This is a genomic window from Lysobacter sp. SCRH-1R (assembly GCF_057747855.1).
Genome location: NZ_CM173227.1, coordinates 1982015 through 2003614 on the forward strand (window position 1 = coordinate 1982015; position 21600 = coordinate 2003614).

General features: G+C 68.4%; 16 protein-coding genes. 3 read left to right on the top strand and 13 right to left on the bottom strand.

Annotated elements, in window-relative coordinates; all coding sequences use genetic code 11:
* The first annotated feature begins 1 nt into the window (after position 1).
* Entirely contained in the window at positions 2 to 1000 is a 999-nt protein-coding gene (locus tag AC3ANK_RS08865; RefSeq protein ID WP_484172774.1) for an OmpA family protein, read from the top strand.
* An 87-nt stretch (positions 1001 to 1087) separates the two neighbouring features.
* On the opposite strand, the gene AC3ANK_RS08870 is transcribed toward AC3ANK_RS08865, so the two are convergent.
* The 13 genes from AC3ANK_RS08870 to AC3ANK_RS08930 all read right to left on the bottom strand — a co-directional run bounded on the left by AC3ANK_RS08870 (position 1088) and on the right by AC3ANK_RS08930 (position 17963).
* Positions 1088 to 2713, bottom strand: a complete 1626-nt coding sequence (locus AC3ANK_RS08870) for an ABC-F family ATP-binding cassette domain-containing protein (RefSeq protein ID WP_484172775.1) — start codon at positions 2711 to 2713, stop codon at positions 1088 to 1090.
* Positions 2714 to 2956: 243 nt separating this feature from the next.
* Complete coding sequence (locus AC3ANK_RS08875) at positions 2957 to 3991, bottom strand: sialidase family protein (RefSeq protein WP_484172776.1); 1035 nt, start codon at positions 3989 to 3991, stop codon at positions 2957 to 2959.
* Entirely contained in the window at positions 3988 to 5547 is a 1560-nt protein-coding gene (locus AC3ANK_RS08880; protein ID WP_484172777.1) for a sodium/sugar symporter, read from the bottom strand. The genes AC3ANK_RS08875 and AC3ANK_RS08880 overlap by 4 nt, the downstream gene beginning before the upstream one ends.
* 31 nt (positions 5548 to 5578) lie before the next feature.
* Complete coding sequence (locus AC3ANK_RS08885) at positions 5579 to 6484, bottom strand: SMP-30/gluconolactonase/LRE family protein (RefSeq protein WP_484172778.1); 906 nt, start codon at positions 6482 to 6484, stop codon at positions 5579 to 5581.
* The gene (locus AC3ANK_RS08890) at positions 6481 to 7242 is read right to left on the bottom strand and encodes an SDR family NAD(P)-dependent oxidoreductase (protein ID WP_484172779.1); all 762 of its coding nucleotides are present in this window, start codon (positions 7240 to 7242) and stop codon (positions 6481 to 6483) included. Before AC3ANK_RS08890 ends, AC3ANK_RS08885 begins: the two co-directional genes overlap by 4 nt.
* 5 nt (positions 7243 to 7247) lie before the next feature.
* Complete coding sequence (gene dgoD / locus AC3ANK_RS08895; RefSeq protein ID WP_206860468.1) at positions 7248 to 8396, bottom strand: galactonate dehydratase; 1149 nt, start codon at positions 8394 to 8396, stop codon at positions 7248 to 7250.
* Positions 8397 to 8428: 32 nt separating this feature from the next.
* Complete coding sequence (locus tag AC3ANK_RS08900) at positions 8429 to 9055, bottom strand: 2-dehydro-3-deoxy-6-phosphogalactonate aldolase (protein WP_484172780.1); 627 nt, start codon at positions 9053 to 9055, stop codon at positions 8429 to 8431.
* A gap of 37 nt (positions 9056 to 9092) precedes the next feature.
* Positions 9093 to 9809, bottom strand: coding sequence for a FadR/GntR family transcriptional regulator (locus AC3ANK_RS08905; protein WP_320415154.1), 717 nt, complete (start codon positions 9807 to 9809; stop codon positions 9093 to 9095).
* Between the two features lie 90 nt (positions 9810 to 9899).
* Positions 9900 to 11477 (bottom strand): sialidase family protein, encoded by a 1578-nt coding sequence (locus AC3ANK_RS08910; RefSeq protein WP_484172781.1) that lies wholly within the window; start codon positions 11475 to 11477, stop codon positions 9900 to 9902.
* The gene (locus AC3ANK_RS08915) at positions 11477 to 14233 is read right to left on the bottom strand and encodes a TonB-dependent receptor (protein WP_484172782.1); all 2757 of its coding nucleotides are present in this window, start codon (positions 14231 to 14233) and stop codon (positions 11477 to 11479) included. Before AC3ANK_RS08915 ends, AC3ANK_RS08910 begins: the two co-directional genes overlap by 1 nt.
* Positions 14234 to 14299: 66 nt before the next feature.
* Positions 14300 to 15466, bottom strand: a complete 1167-nt coding sequence (locus tag AC3ANK_RS08920) for a cellulase family glycosylhydrolase (protein WP_484172783.1) — start codon at positions 15464 to 15466, stop codon at positions 14300 to 14302.
* Positions 15467 to 15590: 124 nt separating this feature from the next.
* Entirely contained in the window at positions 15591 to 16703 is a 1113-nt protein-coding gene (locus AC3ANK_RS08925; RefSeq protein WP_484172784.1) for an aldose epimerase family protein, read from the bottom strand.
* A gap of 336 nt (positions 16704 to 17039) precedes the next feature.
* Entirely contained in the window at positions 17040 to 17963 is a 924-nt protein-coding gene (locus tag AC3ANK_RS08930) for a 2-dehydro-3-deoxygalactonokinase (protein WP_484172785.1), read from the bottom strand.
* A 206-nt stretch (positions 17964 to 18169) separates the two neighbouring features.
* Between AC3ANK_RS08930 and AC3ANK_RS08935 the strand changes: the two genes are divergently transcribed.
* Both AC3ANK_RS08935 and AC3ANK_RS08940 read left to right on the top strand, forming a co-directional pair.
* Positions 18170 to 19180, top strand: a complete 1011-nt coding sequence (locus AC3ANK_RS08935; protein ID WP_484172786.1) for a glycoside hydrolase family 43 protein — start codon at positions 18170 to 18172, stop codon at positions 19178 to 19180.
* Between the two features lie 216 nt (positions 19181 to 19396).
* A complete protein-coding gene (locus AC3ANK_RS08940; RefSeq protein ID WP_484172787.1) occupies positions 19397 to 21568 on the top strand; it encodes a TonB-dependent siderophore receptor in 2172 nt (723 codons plus the stop codon).
* The last annotated feature ends 32 nt before the right edge of the window (positions 21569 to 21600 follow it).

A 21600-nucleotide genomic window follows, 5' to 3' on the forward strand; every position in this document is an offset into this window, starting at 1 on the left:
CATGACCCAGCACACCAACGCACTCACCGTGGCCGCGCTGACGCTCGCGCTCACGGGCCTGGCGCACGCCGCCGAACTGACGCCGCAGCAGGCGCGCATCAGCGACGAGGCGATCTACAGCGACCACACGACCTACCAGCAGACGCAGGACCGCATCCAGGCGCTCAACGACGCGGGGCGTCCCGTGCGCGACTATGCACTGTCGAAGGCGCAGTGCTGGCTCGACGTGTCGTTCCACGAGTACACGCGCAACGATCGCAGCGATTTCCCGCAGGAAGCATTGGCCGAGTCGGAGAAGCTGATCGTCGCGATGGAGCAGGGCGTGTCGCCGATCCCGACCGGAACGCCGCTGGTGAACGGCGCCGCGCGCGTGCGCGAGGACCTGTGGAAGCGCCTGGGCGCGATCCACGGCACCCCGGGTTTCGCGTGCGCGCAGCAGGCGGTGGCGTGCGGCGAAGTCGAACTCGTCCACGCCGGCAACGAATACAACCAGCAGCAGTGGCGCCACGCGAAACCGTACATCCAGATCGCCGAGGACAGGGTGGCCGATGCCGAGGCGATGGCGCGCACCTGCGGCGGCGTCGCGCCGGCGGGTCCGGTGCAGCTGACGGCGAACGTGCTGTTCGAGTTCGACCGTCGCGGCCTGGCCGACGCGCGCGAGCATTCGCTCGGCACCGTCGATCGCGCGCTCGGGCGCGTGCGCGAGGAAGGCCTGTCGATCGCTGCCGTGCGCCTGGTCGGCCACGCCGATCGCATGCAGGGTCGCGGCTACGACTACAACCAGTCGCTGTCGCGCGACCGTGCCGAAACGGTGAAGGCGTATCTGGTCGGGCAGGGCGTGGATCCGGCGCTGATCGCCTATGAATACCGGGGCGACACCGAGCAGGTGCAGTCGTGCGAAGGCCTCCGCGACCGGGCCGCGCTGCACGAGTGCCTGCTGCCGAACCGTCGCGTCGAAGTGAAGCTGGAAGCGGTGAGGGCGCCGGGCGCGGATCGCTGATCCGCGCGCCATCACCTCAACGCATCAGCCACCCGTCGTCCCGGCGAAGGCCGGGACCCAGGCCCGCAACCTCCGGGCACACCGGCATCACGCCACCAGCACCCCATCGCGCAACACCAGTCGCCGCGTAAGCCCCAACGCCTCCAGGAACGCCGCGTCATGGCTGATCACCACCAGCGCGCCGCGATAGCCCCGCAACGCGCGTTCGAGCTCGCGTGAAGCCCACAGGTCGAGGTTGTTCGTCGGCTCGTCGAGTACCAGCAACTGCGGCGCGGGCGAGGCGTGCAGCAGGCAGGCGAGCGAGGCGCGCAACCGTTGTCCGCCCGACAGCGCGGCGATGGGCAGGTGCATCTGCGCGCCACGGAACAGCCACCGCGCGAGCAGGTTCGCGCGTTCGACTTCGCCCAGCTGCGGCGTGCATGCGGCGAAGCAGGCGCTCAGCGTGCCCGCGCCATCGAACGCATCCAGCGCCTCCAGCCGTTGCGAAAGCAGCGCGACGCGCCCTTCGCCGCGTCGCACGCGGCCGGCGTGCGGCGCGAGGTCGCCGCTGATCAGCCGCGCGAGCGTCGTCTTTCCCGAGCCGTTCGCCCCTTCGATGGCGATGCGCTCGGGACCGCGGATATGCAGATCGATGCCGTCGCCGGCGAACAGCGCACGGCCGTCGTGCATCACCTGCAATCCCTGCCCGGAGAACATCAGGCGCGTGGACGGAACCTGCGTGGCGGGAAGCTCGATGGAAAGATCCGGTTCCTCGCGCAGCGAACGTCGCGCCGTCGCGAGGCGTTCGCCGGCATCCGCCATGCGGTCCGCGTGGATTTCGTCGGAGCGCGCGGCCGATACCTGCGCGGCACGCTTGCGATTGCCCGCGACGATGCGCGCGAGTCCCGCATCGGGCGCGTTGCGGTTCGCATTGGCGGTGCGTCGTTCGTTGCGCTCGCGCGCCTGCTGGCGTTCGCGCTGTTCGCGCTTCACTGCCTGGCGAAGCTGGCGCACGTCGCGTTGTGCCGCTTCGGCTTCCCCGCGCACGGCCTCGTCGTAGAAACCGAAGCCGCCGCCGTACAACGACAGCTCCGACGTCTCCAGCGCGGCGATGCGGTCCATGCGTTCCAGCAGTTCGCGATCGTGGCTGGCCACGATCAGGCACCCGTCCCACGCCTCGATCGCCTGGTACAGGCGTTCGCGCGCCCGTGCATCGAGATGGTTCGACGGCTCGTCCAGCAGCAGGATGCGCGGCGCGCGCAACTGTTGTGCGGCCAGCGCGAGCGCCATCGTCTCGCCGCCGCTGAGCGTGTGCAGGCGGCGATCGAGCGAGAGGTGATCGAGCCCGAGTCGCGCCAGCGATGTGCGCGTGCGCTCCTCCAGATCCCAGTCGTCGCCGACGATGTCGAACAGCTGCGGCTCCACGGAACCAGAAGCGATCGCGGCGAGCGCGTCGAGCCGCTTCGCCACGCCCAGCACCTCGCACACGCGCAGTTCGCCGGAATGCACCAGTTGCTGCGGCAGATGACCGACGGTGCCGGACAGCTCGATCGTGCCCGACGCGGGCGCGAGCTCGCCCGCGAGCAGGCGCAGCAGCGTGCTCTTGCCCGCGCCATTGGGCGCGACCAGGCCGGTTCGCCCGGCGCCGAGCGTGAAAGCGAGATGGTCGAAGACCGGCGTGCCATCCGGCCAGGCGAAGCAGAGATTGGAAACGCGAACGTGCGCGTGCGTCATGGGCGACCTCCATCGGCCGGCGGACGGTTCCGCGCGGCGATCAGAACGGCGGTGGACGCGGGCGCGTCGACCGGCTACGGGTTCTGCGAAAGGGGTCGTGCGATCACATGACGCGTGGGGATCTCCGTGCTGCCGTCGCGAACGCGCGTGGCAGGGCGCGCATTATCGGCCGCCTGGAGCGGATTGTCGCGTGTGGAGGGCCGATCCGTTCAGCCGGCCCGGCTGCATCGCCGGGCCGCGCCATCAGAACGTGCCGAAGCGGATCTTCACGCCGCCGCCGGGCACGCCGTTGATCACGCCGATCTCGTCCGGACCGAACTGGTACACCGCCGGCCACGTATGACGGAAGCCGAACGGCCAGGCGGGCTGCGTCACGCGCTGCCAGGTCGCGCCATCGTCGTCGCTGAAGGTGACTTCGTTCTGGCACGAGGTGACGAACACGGTGCCGCGCGTGGTGGTCGTCAGCTGCGGGCCGCAACGCTGGCCGGCGAGCGGCGTGCCCAGGCCTTCGGGCCAGGTGACGCCGTCCTTCGACGTCTTCGTCGACACGGGGCATTGTGGGTCGTCGCCACAGGTCTCGAACACGAGCAGGTAGCGGCCGTCCCGCATTCGCGACATCACCGGCATGCCGGGACGCAGCTTGCCACCGCCGGGTTCCTTCACGAGGATCGACTTCGCGCCCCAGGTCCTGCCGCCATCGCGCGAGAGCCGCTGCGACACGACCTGGTTGTACGACGGCGTGCCGTCGGCGAGCGTCTCGTCGGCGTACAGCACCGACAGCGTGCCGTCCGCGAGCTGCGTGAACACCGGCTCCCACACGCCGCGATCTTTGCGTCCGCGCGGGTCTTCGTTGCGGTCGATCGTGCTCAGGAAACGCCAGGTCCGGCCGCCGTCGTCGCTGGCGTGCACGTTGAGGCGGTACGACTCGCCGTCGATCAGCGAACGCATGCCGAGCAGCACGCGCCCGCCCGGCAGCACGAACAGCTCGCCGTTGTCGATCTTCCGGCCCGGCTCGGCGACGCTCGACAGCGGCGTCCATTCGCGACCGCGCGCGTCGCTCACGGAGATCGCCAGCGTGCTCGGCGCATCGTCGTGGAAGCGCGTGGTCACCGCGAGCCAGCGGCCGTCGTGAAGGCGTGCGAGCCGGCCCCATGCAGCCCTGCTTTCGGCGACGGTGGCGGTGTCGGTCCACTTCACCGTCGCCGTCGCGCAGGGCGCGAAGGCGAGGACGGCGAGTGCCAGCAGGGTTCGGTGCAGCGTGCGCATCATCATGATCACCAGAACGTCGCGTACAGCGCGACGAGGATCGCCAGCACCGCGAGCGACGCGACGTTGAACGACGGCGCCGACGCATAGCTCACGTCGTCGGTGCGGATGCGGTCGCGCGCGCCGCTGGCGGGCGTCATCAGCGCGACCACCGTCGCCAGCACGAACGACAGCAGGAACACGATGCCGATGCGGTCCATGAAGGGCAGGTCCGGCCACCACAGCTTCAACACCAGCGACAGCACGAACGAGCCGATCGCGGCGGCGAGCGCGCCGGCCTCGTTCGCGCGCTTCCAGAACAGGCCCTGCAGGAAGATCACCACGATGCCCGGCGTGAAGAAGCCGGTGAACTCCTGGATGTACTGGAAGCCCTGGTCGAAGCTGCCCAGCAGCGGACGCGCGGTGAGCACGGCGACGATGATCGACACGGCGGCGGTGATGCGGCCCACGCGCACCAGCTTCGGCTGCGACGCGTCCGTGTTGCGCTTGGCGTAGAAGTCGAGGGTGAAGATCGTCGCGACCGAATTGATCTTCGATGCGAGCGAGGCGACGATCGCCGCCACCAGCGCGGCGAACACCAGCCCCAGCACGCCGCTGGGCAGCAGGCGCATCATCGTGGGATACGCCGCGTCGGGGCGTTCCAGCGACGGCGCCAGCATCACCGCGGCGATGCCCGGCAGCACCACGATCACCGGCATCAGCAGCTTCAGGAACGCGGCGAACACCACGCCCTTCTGCGCCTCGCGGATGTCCTTGGCCGCCAGCGCACGCTGGATGATGTACTGGTTGAAGCCCCAGTAGCTCAGGTTCGCGATCCACAAGCCGCCCAGCAGCACCGACAGGCCCGGCAGGTCCTTGTAGAAGGGGTTGGACGGGTCGAGGATCATCTCGAACTTCGCCGGATGCGTGGTCCACAGCGTGTGGAAGCCCGCGACGATGCTGCCGTTGCCGATCTGCCCGAGCGTGATGCCGGTGACCAGCAATCCGCCCAGCACCAGCAGCGTGACCTGCACGATGTCGGTCAGCGCCACGGCCTTGAGTCCGCCATACAGCTGGTAGGCGAGGGCGAACAGGCCCAGCAGCACCAGCGCCACCGTCTGGTCGAGGCCGGCGACCTGCGACACCGCGATCGAACCCAGCCACAGGATCGAGGTCAGGTTCACGAACACGTACAGCCCCAGCCAGAACACCGCCATCAGCGTGCGGATGCGGTTGCCGTACCGTTCCTCCAGGAACTGCGGCATCGTCGTGACCTGGTTGCGCAGGAAGATCGGCAGGAACCACTTGCCGACGATCAGCAGCGTCACCGCGCCCATCCATTCGTACGACGCGATGGCAAGGCCGATCGCATAGCCCGAGCCGGACATGCCGATGATCTGTTCGGCGGAAATGTTCGCCGCGATCAGCGACGCGCCGATCGCCCACCAGGGCAGGGCGCGGCTGGCGAGGAAGTAGTCCTGCGCCGACTTCTGGTGCCCGCCTTTCTCGCGCGAGACCCACTGCGCCAGCACGAAGATGCCTGCGAGGTAGGCCAGCACGATGCCGACGTCGAGGGGGGAAAGGCTCATCCGCTAAATCTCCGCAGGGTGGGGCGCGGCGTCAGCGACGCGGCGCGGCATCGGGGTCGCCGGCGAAACGCGGCTCGCGCAGGCCTTTGAGGCCGGGCTCGAACGCGAACACGTCGCCGGCATGGCGATCGATGGAGCGCGCAACGTCGGTCAGGCCGTCGTGCGCACTGGTGACGTACAGCGTGGACAGTGCCGGGCCGCCGAACGCGGGGCGCGTGGGCTGCACGGTGGGCATCGCGACGACGCGATCCTCCACGCCATCGGTGCGATAGCGCACGACGCGCGACGCGCCCCATTGCGCGTTCCACACGCCGCCTTCGCGGTCGACGCACGAGCCGTCGGGCTCGCCGCCTTCCAGCGCGGTGAGATCGACGAAGGTCGAGACGCTGCCGACCTCATCGCCATACTCGCAGCGCAGGATCTTCTTCTGCAGCGAATCGCAGAAGTACATCGTGGCGCCGTCGGGACTGAAGGCGACCGAGTTGGCGATCGCGACGCGCGGCAGCGGCAACTCGTGCAGCTGAAGGTCCGCGTCGAGTCGCAGGAACGTACCGACCGCCTGCTTCGGCCCCTGCGCGGGTTCGTGCAAGGTGCCGAAGACGAAACGTCCCTGGCGGTCGCAGGCGCCGTCGTTCGCGCGCGTGTCCGGTGCGATGGGAAGCGTGCGGATGTCGCGGACCTCGCCGCTGACCGTATTGAAGAACGCAAGCCGCGAGGCCAGTGCGAGCAGCAGCCAGCCATCGGCGACGCACAACGCGAACGACGCCAGGCGCTCCGGCATCGGCCAGCTGCGCACCGTCCCGTCGGCGGGCACGTAGCGCCACAGCATCGAGGCGTGGATGTCGGTCCAGTACAGCGCCTGCGCGCGGTCGCACCACACGACGCCTTCGCCGAGCCGGTTGCCCGTCTGCACCGCGACGCGGACGCCGCTGTTCAAACCCAGCCTCCGTCGACGATGAAGTCCTGGCCGGTGCACATGCGGCTGTCGTCGGCGGCGAGGAACAGCGCCATGCGCGCCAGGTCCTCCGCCTTCAGGTGGCCCGGCAGGCATTGCGAACGCGCGATCTGCGCCTCGCCTTCGGCGTCGAGCCACAGGCGCTGCTGCTTCTCGGTGATCACCCAGCCCGGCACGAGCGCGTTGATGCGGATGCGGTCGCGGCCGAGTTCGCGCGCCAGTCCGTTCACCAGTCCGTGCACGGCGGATTTCGCCATCGCGTACATCGGGTAGCCCGCGTTCTTGATCATCCAGCCGGTCGAGCCCAGGCAGATCACCGAACCACCGCCGAGCGCGCGCATGTCGTCGACGACGGCCTGCGTCGCGAAATACTGATGACGCAGGTTGACGGCGATGTTGCGTTCGAAATCGGCTGGCGTCGTTCTGCCGAAGGCTTGGCGCACGTCGTTCGCCGCGTTGTTGACCAGCACGCCGATGCGGCCGATGCGTTCGCGCGCCTGCGTGATCGCGCCGTGCAGCGCGTCGAGATCGGTGACGTCGCAGCGCAGGTACACGGGCGCGTGTTCGACGTCCGCCAACGCATCGATCAGTGCGCGCGCGCCTTCATCGTCGATGTCGAGGAAGGCGACGCGTGCGCCCTGTCGCGCGAAATGCTCGACGAAGCCCGCGCCGATGCCGGTCGCGCCGCCGGTGATCAGGACCGCGCGGCCCGCGAGGCTGGGGTAGGTCGCCATCGTCATGGTGCTCACCACTCCGCCACGCTGCCGTCGGCGTGGCGCCAGATCGGATTGCGCCAGCGGTGGCCTTCCGCGGCGCGTTCGTTCACGTAGTCCTGGTTGATCTCGATGCCCAGGCCCGGGCCCTGCGGGATCGCGACGTAGCCGCCTTCGTAGGCGAACGGCGCGCGATCGGTAAGGTAATCGAGCAGGTCGTTGTTCGCGTTGTAATGGATGCCCAGGCTCTGTTCCTGGATGAAAGCGTTGTAGCAGACCGCATCCAGCTGCAGGTTCGCCGCCAGCGCGATCGGGCCGAGCGGGCAATGCAGCGCGAGCGCGACGTCGAAGGCTTCGGCCATCGCGGCGATCTTGCGGGTTTCGGTGATGCCGCCCGAATGCGAGGGATCGGGCTGGATGATGTCCACGCCGCCGGTCTGCAGCACGCGCTTGAAGTCGTACCGCGAATACAGCCGCTCGCCCAGCGCAATCGGGGCAGGGGAGAGCGCGGCGAGTTCCGGGATGCATTCCAGGTGTTCGGACAGTACCGGCTCCTCGATGAACATCAGGCCGAACGGCGCCAGTTCGCGCATCAGGACCTTCGCCATCGGCTTGTGCACGCGGCCGTGGAAATCCACCGCGAGGCCGACTTCGCGGCCGACGGCATCGCGCACGGCCTGCACGTTTTCAAGCACGCGCGAGACCTTCTCGTGCGTGTCGACGAACTGCACTTCCTCGGTGGCGTTCATCTTGACCGCGCTGAAGCCGCGCGCGACGGCGTCCTTCGCGGCGCGTGCGGTTTCGGCGGGACGGTCGCCGCCGATCCACGAATACACGCGGATGCGATCGCGCACCTGGCCGCCGAGCAACGCGTGCACCGGCACGCCGAGCGCCTTTCCGTGGATGTCCCACAGCGCCTGGTCGATGCCGGCCAGGGCGCTCATCAGGATCGGGCCGCCGCGATAGAAACCGCCGCGGTACATGACGTTCCAGTGGTCCTCGATGAAACGCGGGTCCTTGCCGATCAGGTAATCGGACAGCTCGTCCACGGCGGCGGCGACGGTGTGCGCGCGACCTTCGACGATGGGCTCTCCCCAGCCGGTGATACCGGCGTCGGTGTCGATGCGCACGAAACACCAGCGCGGCGGCACGAGGAAAGTGGTGATGGCGGTGATCTTCATGCGTGGGGGTCCGTGCTCGTTGCTTGCGTCGGTCAGGTGCGGTTGATGGAATTCCAGCCATCGACGAAGGCGCGTGCGCGACGCGCGACTTCGTTCGCGTCGATGCCGGGCGAATACAGCGCCGAGCCGATGCCGAAGCCGGCCGCGCCGGCCTTGCGGTAGGGCGCCATGTTGTCGGGCGTGATGCCGCCCACGGGCAGCAGCGCGGTGCCCTTGGGCAGCACGCTCGACCATGCCTTCAACACGGAGGGCGGGAGTTGTTCGGCGGGAAAAAGCTTCAGCGCATCGGCGCCCGCGGCGAGCGCGGCGAAGGCTTCGGTCGGCGTCGCCACGCCCGGCGTGCAGACCATGCCGGCGGCCTTCGCGGCGCGGACCACGGTCGTGTCGCCGTGCGGCATGACGATGAGTTTTCCGCCGGCGTCCTTCACCTGCGACACCTGGTCGGGCGTGAGCACGGTGCCGGCGCCGACGAGGGCGCGGTCGCCGAACTCGCGCGCGAGCAACGCGATGCTCTCCAGCGGCTGCGGCGAGTTGAGCGGAACTTCGAGTGCGCGGAAACCGGCCTCGAACAGCGCGGTTCCCACCGGCAACGCGTCCTGCGGGGTGAGCCCCCGCAGGATCGCAACCAGGGGAAGGGGTTGCAGCCAGGCGGTGCTCATGCGCACTCCGTCGATGTGTGGGGTTGCGTGTCCCGGGCTAGCGAGCCGTCTTGCGCGCGCGCCCTCGTCGTTTGATGTTCGCGCGCGAGTCCACGATCATGCCGTGCATCGCCTCGCGCGCGGATTCGGGCCGTTTCAGCCGGATCGCGTCGTACACCGCGAAATGCCGCGGCAGCGAATACTTGAAATCCACCGCGGTCTTCGCCGACAGCAGGAAGTACGCGCCCAGCGCCGTGTCGATCACCGAGAACAGCGAGCCCATCAGCTCGTTGTTGGCCGCGTCGAGCACGCACTCGTGGAATTCCAGGTCGGCCTTCGCCCAGGCGTCGAGATCCTGCGCCGCCGCCATCGCCTCGTACGCGGCCTTGATGCGCGCCAGCTGCTCCGGCGTGCGCTTGCGCGCCGCCGCGGCTGCGGCAGCCGGTTCGATGATCTCGCGCATCTCCACCAGCTTCTCGACGAAGTCCTCCGTCGGCATCGACGCGCAGCGCCACGCCAGGATGTCCGCGTCGAGCTGGTTCCAGTAGCGCGTGTCGCGCACGCGCGAGCCGGTCTTCTGCCTGGTCTCGATCAAGCCCTTGGAACCGAGCACCTTCAGCGCCTCGCGCAGTGCCGTGCGGCTGACCGCCATGCGCTGCGCCAGCGCTTCCTCGCGCGGCAGCAGTTCGCCCGGCTTGATCTCGCCGCTCACGATCATCCGGCCGATTTCCTGGATGACCTGGTTGTGCAGGTTCCGTACCGCGATCTGTCTCACTGATCCCCCTCCGCGACGCATCCGGCGTCGCTCCTATTATCCGACAATAGGGGTATAGCATGAGTTCGGTTGCACGTACCGCTTCGAGGTTCATGGCGACACCGGCCCGCCGATCGCGAGGTAGTCGTAATCCAGCGGGCGTTCCGGGTTCGACACGACGATGCGGTTGTGCCCGGCCTTGAGCGGCGCGGTGAATCGCGCCTCGCGCCAGCCTTCGGCGCTGGTGGGCTCGACGCCGCCGGCCGCCGCATCGCCGTTGACGCGCAGTCGCGGCGCGGCGGCGAAACCGATGTCGGCGAAGCGCACGGTGATCTCGCGCGGGCCGGCCTCGCCGACGACCACGTCGAAGGCCAGCGCCGCATCCGGGCCGCTGGCCAGGCGTACCTTGCGATAGGCCGACGCGTCCACGTTGTCGATCTGCGCGCCGCCGCGACGCACGGCGTCTTCGGCTTCATAGCGGTCGAGCGCGAGTGGCGCCGACGCGAACAGGATCTCGTTGGTCTCGTCGGGCGCGGGTGCGTTCGCGGTGGAGGACGAGGTGACGTGCAGCAGCGTGCCGTCGTCGCGCGGAATCATCGCCTGCGTCCAGCCCGCGTGGATGTTGCCCGTGCGCTTGCGCACCGGCGCGCCGGCTTCCCACCACGGGCCGCGACCGCCGTCGGCGTTCCAGTAGAACGTGCGTCCGCCTGCGTCGCCGCCACCGCCGGCGCGTTGCGCGGCGACGACGATCACGCCGTCGGGCGTTTCGCCGGGCAACCAGCGGATCGTCGGGCAGGCGGACGGATACGCGCCGGACGCGGTCTGGATCGGCGTGCCGCGATCGGCCGCGTCGCCCCAGTCCAGCCCGTCGCGGCTGAACTTGATGTGCACCTGGCCGTTGCGTGCGCCGCCGGTGTTGTCGATGTTCTCGTAGACCATCGCGTAGCCGCGGCCGGGAATGCGTTCGACGATCGCCATGCCCGGACGCTCCACGCCGCCCGGAAGCGCGACGTCGAAGACTTCCTTGCCCCAGGTGCGTCCGCCGTCGGTCGACACCCGATGCGCGAGCAACTGGTTGAAGCCCTGTGCCTTGTGCTGTTCGGTCGAGTAGAAGACCACCATGCGGCCGTCGTCGAGCACGACGATGTACGGCTCCCACACGCCCTTGTTCAAGCGGTCCGAGGGCTGGCCGCCGCCCTTCACGATGCTGCTGCGATACGTCCACGTCTTGCCGCCGTCGCGGCTGGCGTAGAGCTGCAGGTCCTGGTCGGTGATGCGCTCGCCGCCGTCGCGACGGATCGCGTTCGCCGCCAGCAGCAGCGTGCCTGCGGGAAGATCGCCGCTGCTGCGCGCCAGTTCGCTCAGGTGCGGCTGCCAGCGCAGGGCCCAGGAGCGGTCGCCGCGATGCGCCGTTTCGTCGACCGAGCCGATGCGCTTGAAACTGTCGCCATCGTCGCGGCTTTCGAACAGCGGCACGTTGCCCGGACCGGACGGCTCGTACACCAGCAGCAGGCGGCCGTTGTCGTCGGCGTTCGACTGGTGCGCGAGCTTCACCGCCGACGCATAACCGATGCCCGGGGCGAGCTTCTGCCCGACCACGTCATCCGGCGCGTCGGCCATCGCCGCGCCCGTGCACAGCAGCACGGACGCGGCGAGCAGCGCGAGCGCGGGGGAGGGCGCGCGTCGCATCACAGCTTGAACCGGTAGCCCAGGCCGATGGTGCGGTCCTGGAAGCGGATGTCGCGCGGACGCGTGTCGCCATCGCCCCAGAACTGGTGCAGGTTGTTGCCCAGCAGGTTGGTCGCCGAGAGGATGACCGTCTGGCGCGGCGTCACGTCGTAGCTGACCGAGAAGTCCAGCGAGCTGGCCGGTTCGACCTGGTCTTCGTTGCCGGCCACGGTGGGCTGGGTGAAGAAGTCGATGTAGCGGCTGCGGTAACCGTAGGCCAGGCGCGCCGAGATGCCGAAGTTCTCGTAGAACAGCACCGCGTTGTAGTTGTTCTTCGACACGTTCTGCAGCGGCTGTTCGATTTCCGGGCCGCCGATGAAAGCCGGCGAACGCGTCGAACCGTCGATGTAGGTGTAGTTGAACTGCGCGCCCAGACCGCTCCACGCGCCGGGCAGGAAGTCGAAGGTCTGCTGCCAGGCGAACTCGACGCCCTGCAGGTGGCCGCTACCGGCGCTCTGCGGGGACGACAGTTCGAAGTCCTCGCCGCCGATGACGACGTTGGTGACGTAGTTCTGGATGTAGCCGTCGATGTCGCGATAGAACAGGCCCAGGCTGGTGTAGCCCACCGGCGAGAAGTACCACTCCAGCGACGCGTCGTAGTTCATCGACTCGATCGGCGTCAGGTCCGGGTTGCCGGACGAGGCGATGCCGGCGCGGTTGATCGTGCCCGGGTTGAGCGAGGTCGACGGATTGAGCGCGCCGAAATCCGGATAGCTCAGCGTCTTCGCCGCGACCAGTCGAAGCTGCCACTCATCGTTGAAGTGCAGGTTCATGCTGGCGTTGGGCAGCGTGTTGGTGTCCTTGGTGTTGCGCGAGATCGGACTGTAGACGCCGGTGGAGGCATCGAAGGAGAACGCGTTGAGGTCGCGCTCCACGCGCTCGACGCGAACGCCGACCAGGCCGTCGACGCGCAGGCCGAACATCTCGGTGTCGTACTTCGCCTGCAGGTAGCCGGCGAGCTTTTCCTCGCCGATGTCGAAGAAGCGGCCGGGGTTTTCCGCCGCCAGGCCCGGGTCCAGGCCGTACAGCTGGCGCAGGTAGTCGGCGCTGTCGATCAGCGTGTCGTAGCACGGCGTCAGCCAGCTCTGGTGCAGGGCGTCGTTGCCGCGCTTGCTGCAGAAGAAGTCCATGCCCGGCAGGCGCGCGATGACCTGGTTGTCCGGGTTCGGATTGGCCGTGATGTTGCCGGTGCCGGCGCCGCCCGGCGGCGGCGTGGAGATCTCGACGGAGCCCTTCGCCTGCGCGCTGCGGTCGGCGTAGCGCAGGCCGAACTGCAGCGACGCGATCGGACCTTCGATGAAGTCGAAACGGCCGTCGCCGCGCCAGGCGTTCTCCTCGCCGTACGAATAGCCCCAGGTCTGGAACAGGCCGTTGAGGTAGAAGCGCGAGGGATCCAGCGCCGGATCGCCCTGCAGGTACCAGTTCTGGTGGCGGCCGGAGGTGCCTTCCCAGACGGTGGTGATCGGACCGGAGAGGAAGGTGTCGATGATGAAGTTCTCGTCGCGGTAGTAACCCGACGTGCGCGAGAACTCGGTGGACAGGTGCAGCTGGTCGCCATCCCACTTCACGCCGAGCGCGTTCTGGATGTCCTGCCCGCGCTGCTTGTGCGCCTGCGTGCTGGTCGCGGCGTACGTGTCGCCGGTCCACACGCCGTTGGAGGCATCGCAGATGGTCTGCCCGGCCAGCGGGCCGTCGAGCTGGTTCGGATAGCAGTGGCCGGTCACGCCGAGCTGCGACGGCGTCACCACGCCGACCGGGAAGGTGAAGTAGAACGCGTTGGAATAGCTGTCGCGCACCCAGTCGTACAGGCCTTCCAGGTAGATCTCGGTGTCCTCGCGCGGCTTCCACTGCAACGCGTAGTTGAATGCGCCGCGCTCGCGGTAGCCGTCGTTGTAGGAGGTGCCCCAGCCGTTGGGCGCAGCGATCAGGTTGCCGTCGGCGGTGCGGATCGGCTCGCCCGTGCCGTCGGTGACGACCTTCGGGAAATCGCCCCACACCGCGTCGTACGCGTATTCCTTCGCCTGGTAGCCGAAGTTGACCAGCGCGCCGAACTCGCCGGCGTCGGTGTCCCAGCGATCGCTGAGCATCAGGCTCGCGTTCGGATCGACGCTGCCGCCGTACTCGCTGTGGGTGGCGGTATAGGTGCCGGCGATCTCGCGGCCATCGAAATCGAACGGACGGCGCAGCTGGATGTCCACAAGACCGGCAATGCCGCCGAGAGGGAGGGAGGCCTCGGATGTCTTGTACACGCTGAGCGTCCTGACCGCGGTCGCCGGCAGGTTCTGGAATGCGAAGCCACGGCCGGAGCTGGAGAAGATCTCGCGGCCGTTGAGCGTGGTGATGACGTTGGGCAGGCCGCGGATCACGACGTTCGTGGTCTCGCCCTGGTTGCCCTGCGCGATCTGCACGCCGGTGACGCGTTGCAGCGCGTCGGCGACGCTGTTGTCGGGCAGCTTGCCGATGTCCTCGGCGACGATCGAATCCACGACCATGGCCGCGTCCTGCTTGAGGGCCTGCGCGGTTTCCAGGCTCTGGCGCAGCGCGGTCACCGTGACGGTGTCCAGTTGGGTCGCTTCCTGCGACGAGGCCGGTTGCGCCTGCTGGGCGGTGGCGTCGGCGGCGCCGGTGGTGGCGTCCTGCGCGTGCGCCAGCGGCGGCAGCACCAGCGCGGACAGGATCGACAGCGACAGCAGCGAACGTGGGAAGCGGCGGTTCATGGGATCGTCTCCGGACGAATGGCGTGGGTGTCCGCGGCGGCCACGGGGCCGCGCGCGGATCACGGATCAGAGGGCGGGAACTTCGTTCTTCGGGGCGCGGGTGAGGGCGCGGATGATCTCGATCTCGCGCGCGCGATACGGCTTTCCATCGCCATGCAGCAGATCGTGGAACCACAGCGTCGGCGGCTTCTGCGTGTACGGACGCTCCCACGAATCCCACGGGAAGCGCGTCTGCGTCTTGCCGTCGACGAAGCCCCAGTTGTACATGCCGACGTTGAGCTTCTTCGCCACCGGCAGCACGCCGTCGATGGTCGAACCGGCGCCGCGCGCGAGGTATTCGGTGCACAGCAGCGGCCGGCCGTAGACCTGCAGCTCCTGCACGCGCTGGGCGAAATCCTCCGGCCAAGCGTAGGTGTGGAACGAGATGACGTCGGACAGCTCGATCTGCGCCTTCTCGACGCGGTTCAGGCCTTCGAGCTTGTTCCAGTCGGGGTTGTGCCACAGGCCGCTGGTGAGCGGCTGGGTCGGCTTCTGCGTGCGGGCCCAGGCGAACGCCTTCGGCAGCAGTTCGGCGACGCGGTCGAACTTGTGCTTGCTTTCGCCCGGCTGGTAGAAGCCGCTGCCGCCGCCTTCGTTGTCCGGCTCGTTCCAGATATCCCAGGCGAGCACGCGATCGTCCTTGGCGAAGCTGCCGACGATGTCCTTCACGTACGCCTCAAGGCGCGCGTGCTGCTTCGGATCGTCCAGCGCGGCCGTGCCCGGACCCTGCACCCAGCCGGAGTTGTGCACGCCGGGAATCGGCGGACGCTGCGGGCCGAGCTTCGGATCCGGATCCCAGCACGAATCGAACAGCACCAGCATCGGCTTGATGCCATGCCTGGCGGAGATTTGCAGGAAGGTTTCCAGGCGCGCCTTGAAGCCCTTCGGGTCCTGGTGCCAGGCCATGTCGTGCAGGAACACGCGCATGGTGTTCATGCCCATGTCCTGCGCCCAGCCCAGTTCCAGGTCGATGCGCTTGGGATCGAACGTGTCGGCCTGCCACATCTCCAGCTGGTTGATCGCGTTGGCCGGGATGTAGTTGCTGCCGACCAGCCACGGCTGCTTCGCGTACCAGGCGTTCGCTTCGGCCTGCGACCAGCGTTCGCCGTCGGCCGCATGCGCGAGGGGCGCGCCCGCCAGCACGACGGCAGCCAGCACCAGCGAGGCGAATCGTTGCGGTAGCCATTTCAACATCGGGAGCATCTCCTTTCTGCGTATGCGTTCTGCTGTGTTCTGCGTTCTGACGGGCATGCCTCCGGCATCCACGACGGCCGTGGCCGTCGCGTGGCAGGTGGCAATGGACCGCGTGGGGGCCGGTTTACGGCTTCGCGCGGGCGCCCTGATCGGTGGTGAAGCGGTAGACCATGCGGTTCACGTACTGCTTGCCCGGAACAAGCCGCGCCGAACCGAAGGACGGCTGGTTCGGCGTGTCGGGGAACAACTGCGGTTCGAGCACGAAGGCATCGCCCTGGCGATACACCTGGCCGCGCTTGCCGACCGTGGTGCCGTCGAGGAAGTTGCCGGAATAGAACTGCAATCCCGGCTGCGCGGACGACAGCGTCATCACGCGGCCGGAGCGCGGGTCGTGCACACGCGCGACCTCACGCGGCTGCTTCGCGATGCTGCGGCTGACGACCCAGTTGTGGTCGTAGCCACGGCCGCGCAGCAACTGCGGTTCCGAACCGGTGCGAAGGTCGCGGCCGATCGGCTTGGCGGTGCGGAAATCGAACACGGTGCCCGCGACCGGCACGACTTCGCCGGTGGGGATGAGCGTCTCGTCGACCGGCGTGTACGCATCGGCGGCGATGGTGAGTTCGTGGTCCATCGCCGTGCCCGAACCTTCGCCGGAGAGGTTCCAGTACGCGTGGTTGCTCAGGTTGACGATGGTCGGCGCGTCGGTGGTCGCGCGGTACTCGATGGCGAGCGTGCCGTCGCCTTCGAGCGCGTAGCTCGCGGTGACGGTGAGCTTGCCGGGATAGCCCTGGTCGCCGTCCGGGCTGACGTAGCGCAGCGTGGCGCGATCGGGCTTCGCCTCGACCACCTCCCACACCACCTTGTCGAAGCCGCGCGTGCCGCCGTGCAGGGTGTTCGGGCCGTCGTTGGCCGGAATGGCGTACTGCTTGCCGTCGAGCGTGAACCTGCCCTTGGCGATGCGGTTGGCGAAGCGGCCGACGATCGTGCCGAAGTACTGCGGCTTGGCGAGCGTGGCGTCGAGCGTGGCGTCGGCCAGGATGACGTCGGCGTACTTGCCGTCGCGATCGGGCACCTGCAACGCGTGCAGCGCGGCGCCGAGCGTCCACAGCTGCGCCTGCATGCCGCTGCCGTCGCGCAGCGTGATCGATTCGACCTTCGTTCCGTCCGGCAGCGTGCCGACGACGGTGCGTTCCTGGGCGCCTGCGGCACCCGTCGCCGCGAGCGCCAGCGCGCCCATGCACCAACCCGCGATCCCCTTGCGAAGCCCCATCACTCTCGACCCTCCCGAACACGGCCCTTGGCAGCGTGGGACAGACAAAAACATATAATCAGACAATATGCACGTTGCGCCGCAACACGGTGAGGGCAGCAATCGCACAGGTTGCGGTGAAGGATCTGGCAAGAAGCGCAAACCATGTGCGCCAACGGGCGAAAGCAGCGGCGCCGGATCACCAGGCTCGTCCAGCCTTTGTAGCCCGGGTAAGCGCAGCGCACCCGGGGTGCGGCAAGCCTTCCGGGTGCGCTTCGCTCACCCCGGCTACGAGAGCAACGCGAGTGCGTGCGTGATGGCGGATCAGCGAGCGCGAACCCGCGCATCGATCTCCACGAACCCGCGCGCGATCGCATCGGCCGACGCCACGGTGCGCGACGTCAGTCCCAGTTCCTCCAGCGCCGCCGCGTACAGCGCGCACACGGCGGGCGAGCCCACCAGGGGGATCGCGACGTCGTCGCGGCGTGGAAACAGCGCCAGCGCATCCGCGATCTCGGAGCCGATCAACAATCCGCGCAGGTACGCGCTGGCATCCGCCTTCGGGAGCATTCCGCGAATCACCCGCGCACGCGCGCCGAAGAGCAGCGCGCCGAGCCCCAGGGTGCGCGACGCACTCGTGCGAACGCCGTCGCGGAAGGCGTGGCCATCGCGGCCAGCGCCTTCGACGATCGACGCGAGCAGGCCCGCGGCGGTGAGCCGGTCGTAGACCTCGCCCGACATCGCGGTCATGAACTCGACCACGCGACCGTCCGCGATCGCGACCCACTTGGTGTGCGTGCCCGGCAGCGCGACCAGGGGCGCATCGTCGAGCCGGCCGCTGGCGTGCAGGCCGAGCAGTTCGGTTTCCTCGCCGCGCATGACGTCCGGCGCGCCGTCGCGTCCGCGCACGCAGGCGAGTCCGGGGACGATGTGCAGCGCGAGTTCGCCGATGCGCGTGGGCACGAGGCGTTCGCACAGGCGCTCGATTCCGGCGGGGCAGTCGGCGTAGCCGGCGTCGGTCCAGCCGACGTTCGAACCGATCATCCCGGCGGCGTACACGCGGGTGGCGTGCGGCCATCGCGCGCGGACGCGGTCGGCCATCCCGGCCATGCCGTCGCGTTGCAGCGAGGCCACGCCGGCGGGCGCTTCCAGCGAATCGAGCACCAAGCCGTCGGGCGCGATGAGGTGGGCGCGGAAATTCGAACTGCCCCAGTTGATGCCTACGATGGCGTCGGAGGTTTCGCTCATGGCGTTGGAAGACCGGATGCAGGCCGCGCGTGCGGCGGGAATGTGCGGCACCTGTCCGGCGCCTTGCGAATTGTCCGATTATATGTTTACGTCGATGGCCGCGCGCAATGCTCCGTGCCGGCGTCACGAAGCCGCACGAAGCCGCGACGAATGCGAGCCGCACGCGATGCGGACGCGTTTCCTCCATCCCGCAAGGAGAAGGCCGCATGACCCGATGCCGGGGGCTCCTGTCCGTCACGTTGATGCTGTGTCTCGCCGGAGCCGCGAACGCGGCAGGGCAGGGCACGTTCGAGAATCCGCTGCTGCCGTCCGGGCCCGATCCGTGGATCGTGCGCGACGGCGCGACCTACTACTACATGGCCACGCGTGGCGACCGGCTCACGATCCGCAAGACCTCGGACCTCACGCGCCTGGCCGACGCGCCGGAAACCACCGTGTGGACGCCGCCGGCGAGCGGGCCGAACGCGCAGTCGATCTGGGCGCCGGAACTGCATCGCATCGATGGCAAGTGGTACCTGTACTACACCGCCGCCGCGAGCGGCCACGACGACGACGCGCATCGCGGCGTGTTCGTGCTGGAGAACGCGGGCGCGGATCCGACGCAGGGCGAGTGGATCGATCGCGGCCAGCTGAAGACCGAACACACCGGCATCGACGGCACCACGTTCGTGCACGAAGGCAAGCGGTATTTCGTGTATTCGCCGTACGTGGGACCCGACAGCGTGCTGTCGATCGTCGCGATGGCGAATCCTTGGACGCTCAGCGGCAAGGAAACGATCATCGCGCGCCCCGACCAGGCGTGGGAGCGCCAGGGCGGGCGGCAGATCCTCGAGGGACCGGAGTTCCTCAAGGGTCCCAACGGCGATCTGTTCCTGACGTATTCCGGCAGCGCGTGCTGGTCGGACGATTACGCCATCGGCCTGCTGCGCGCCGCGCCCGGACGCGATCCGCTGGATGCGTCGTCGTGGACGAAGGTCCCCGGCCCGGTGCTGGCGAAGGATGCGGAACGCAGCGTCTACGCGCCCGGCCACAACGGCTTCTTCGAAGCGGCCGACGGCACGACGTGGATCGTCTACCACGCCAATCCAGGCCCCGACATGAAGTGCACGGCGAAGCGCTCGCCGCGCATGCAGCCGGTGCGCTGGACGAAGGACGGGCAGCCGGAGTTCGGCAGGCCGGCGGGGAAGGGCGTGAAGTTGGAGGCGCCGGGCGGCTGACGGAACCGCTCCTACCAACGCTCGAGGGGGCGGGGCAACGCCGCCCGCTGGGCCGTCCGGGCGTACCCGCAAACCCCGCCTGTTGAATAATGAGAATTATTCGCATTTAATAATGAACAGGCAGGGACCTCTCTGATTGCGCGAAGGCCGTCGATGTGACCGGCGTCAGCGAACGCGGGGTTCGCCCCACATTCCCGTTCGCATCCAGACACCCACATGCCTTCTTCCGGTTCCGCACGCTCGTCCTTCGCCGTTTCCCATCGGCAACGCCCCGTTTCGCCCAACCGACTGGGCCTGGCGATCTGTTTCGCGCTGCTCGGCGTCCCGCACGCCGCACAGGCGGCCGATGCGTCCGCCGACAGCGCCACCGACCTGGACGCGGTGCTCGTCGTCGCCCAGCGCGCGCAGCGCGTCAGCAACGGCGCGACCAACCTCGACCTGGACATCAAGGACACGCCGCAGTCGATCAGCGTGGTGGACAACGTGCAGATGCAGCAGTTCGGCACGGACAGCCTCAACGAGGCGCTGCGCCTGGCCACCGGCATCCAGGTGGACGAGTGGGAGACCAACCGCACGACCTTCACCTCGCGCGGCTTCGACATCGAGAACACCCAGATCGACGGCGTCGGCCTGCCCAACGACTGGGGCATCGTCACCGGCGCGATGGACATGGCCGGCTACGAGAAGCTGGAAGTCATCCGCGGCGCCAACGGCCTGCTGACCGGCGTGGGCAATGCGGCCGGCACCATCAACTACGTGCGCAAGCGTCCAACCAACGACAGCCGCGGCTCGCTCGGCCTCGGCTACGGGTCATGGGACACGCTGCGCGCGGAAGTCGACTATTCCACGCCGTTCACCGCCGACGGCACCTGGGCCGGGCGCGTGGTGGCCGCGCACGAGCAGGGCGATTCCTACCTTCGCGGCAAGGAAGACCAGCGCGATTTCGTCTACGGCGTGGTCGACGGCCAGGTCGGCGAGAACGGCACGCTGACGTTCGGCTATTCGTGGCAGGAGGCGCGCACCGACGGCAACATGTGGGGCGCGCTGACCTTCATGTACGCCGATGGCACGCAGGCCGAATGGAGCCGCAGCGCGTCGACCACGCAGGACTGGACGTACTGGGACACGACCAACCAGAACGCGTTCGTCGAGTACGTGCACCAGCTCGGCATGGACTGGCAGCTGAAGCTGTCGTACGACTACCGCCGGAGCGAGAACGACGACAGGCTCTTCTACGCCACCGACTACCAGGGCACCGGCCTGGAGCCGGGCACCAACCTGGGCCTGTACGGTTATCCATGGGGCGGCGACGATGAAATGACCTCGCACCTGGGCACGGCCACCGTCAACGGCCGCTTCCCGATGTGGGGCCGCGAGCACGAGGCGATGTTCGGCCTGGGCTGGGCGAAGAGCGAAGCGACCAACCGCGAATTCGCCAACGCCGTCTACGACAGCGATCTGTTCGGCTACATCGTCATGCCGGCGTTCCCGTGGGGCGGCGACGTGATCCCGGAGCCGGAGTGGGGCGAAAGCTCGGTCTACAGCGTGCTCGACCAGCGCGTGAAGCGCGCGTTCGGCGCGACGCGGCTGGCGCTCACCGACCGCTTCAAGGCGGTGCTGGGCTTCAACTACGCGCAGTACCATCGCGACGGCATCAACTACGGCGTCGTGTTCGACCAGACCGAAGGGCACACCAGCCCGTACGCCGGCCTGACGTTCGATTTCAACGAGCACGTGCTCGGCTACGTCAGCTATTCCGACATCTACCACCCGCAGAGCCAGTCCGACCAGGACGGCCGCTTCCTGGACCCGACCAAGGGCACCAACTACGAGCTGGGCGTGAAGGCCGACTGGCTCGACAAGCGCCTGCTCACGACCTTCGCCGTGTTCCAGGCGAAGCAGGACAACCTCGCCACCGGCGCCGGCTACAACCAACACGGCCAGTACTACTACACGGGCGTGGACGTCGAATCCAGGGGCGTCGAGTTCGAAGTCACTGGCCGCCTCACCGATCACGTGGACCTGGTGTTTGGCGCCACGGCGCTGAAGCTGACCGGCCAGGACGGCGACGACACCTACCGCTGGGTGCCGCGCCGCACCGCGAACCTGCTGCTGACCGCGCGCATGCCCGGTTACACGGCGCTGTCGTACGGCATCGGCGGACGCTGGCAAAGCGACATCTCGAACGTGGAAAGCAACGGCTTCACCGTTCGCCAGGACAGCTACGCGGTGCTCAACGGTTTCGTGGCGTGGGACTTCGTGCCCAACGCGACGCTGCGGCTCAACGTCAACAACCTGACCGACGAGAAGTACATCAATACGCTGCGCTACAGTGGTTTCTACGGTGCGCCGGCCAACTACATGCTGAGCCTGAACTGGCGGTTCTGATCGCCGCCACCCGTAACGCAAGGACCGCCAGA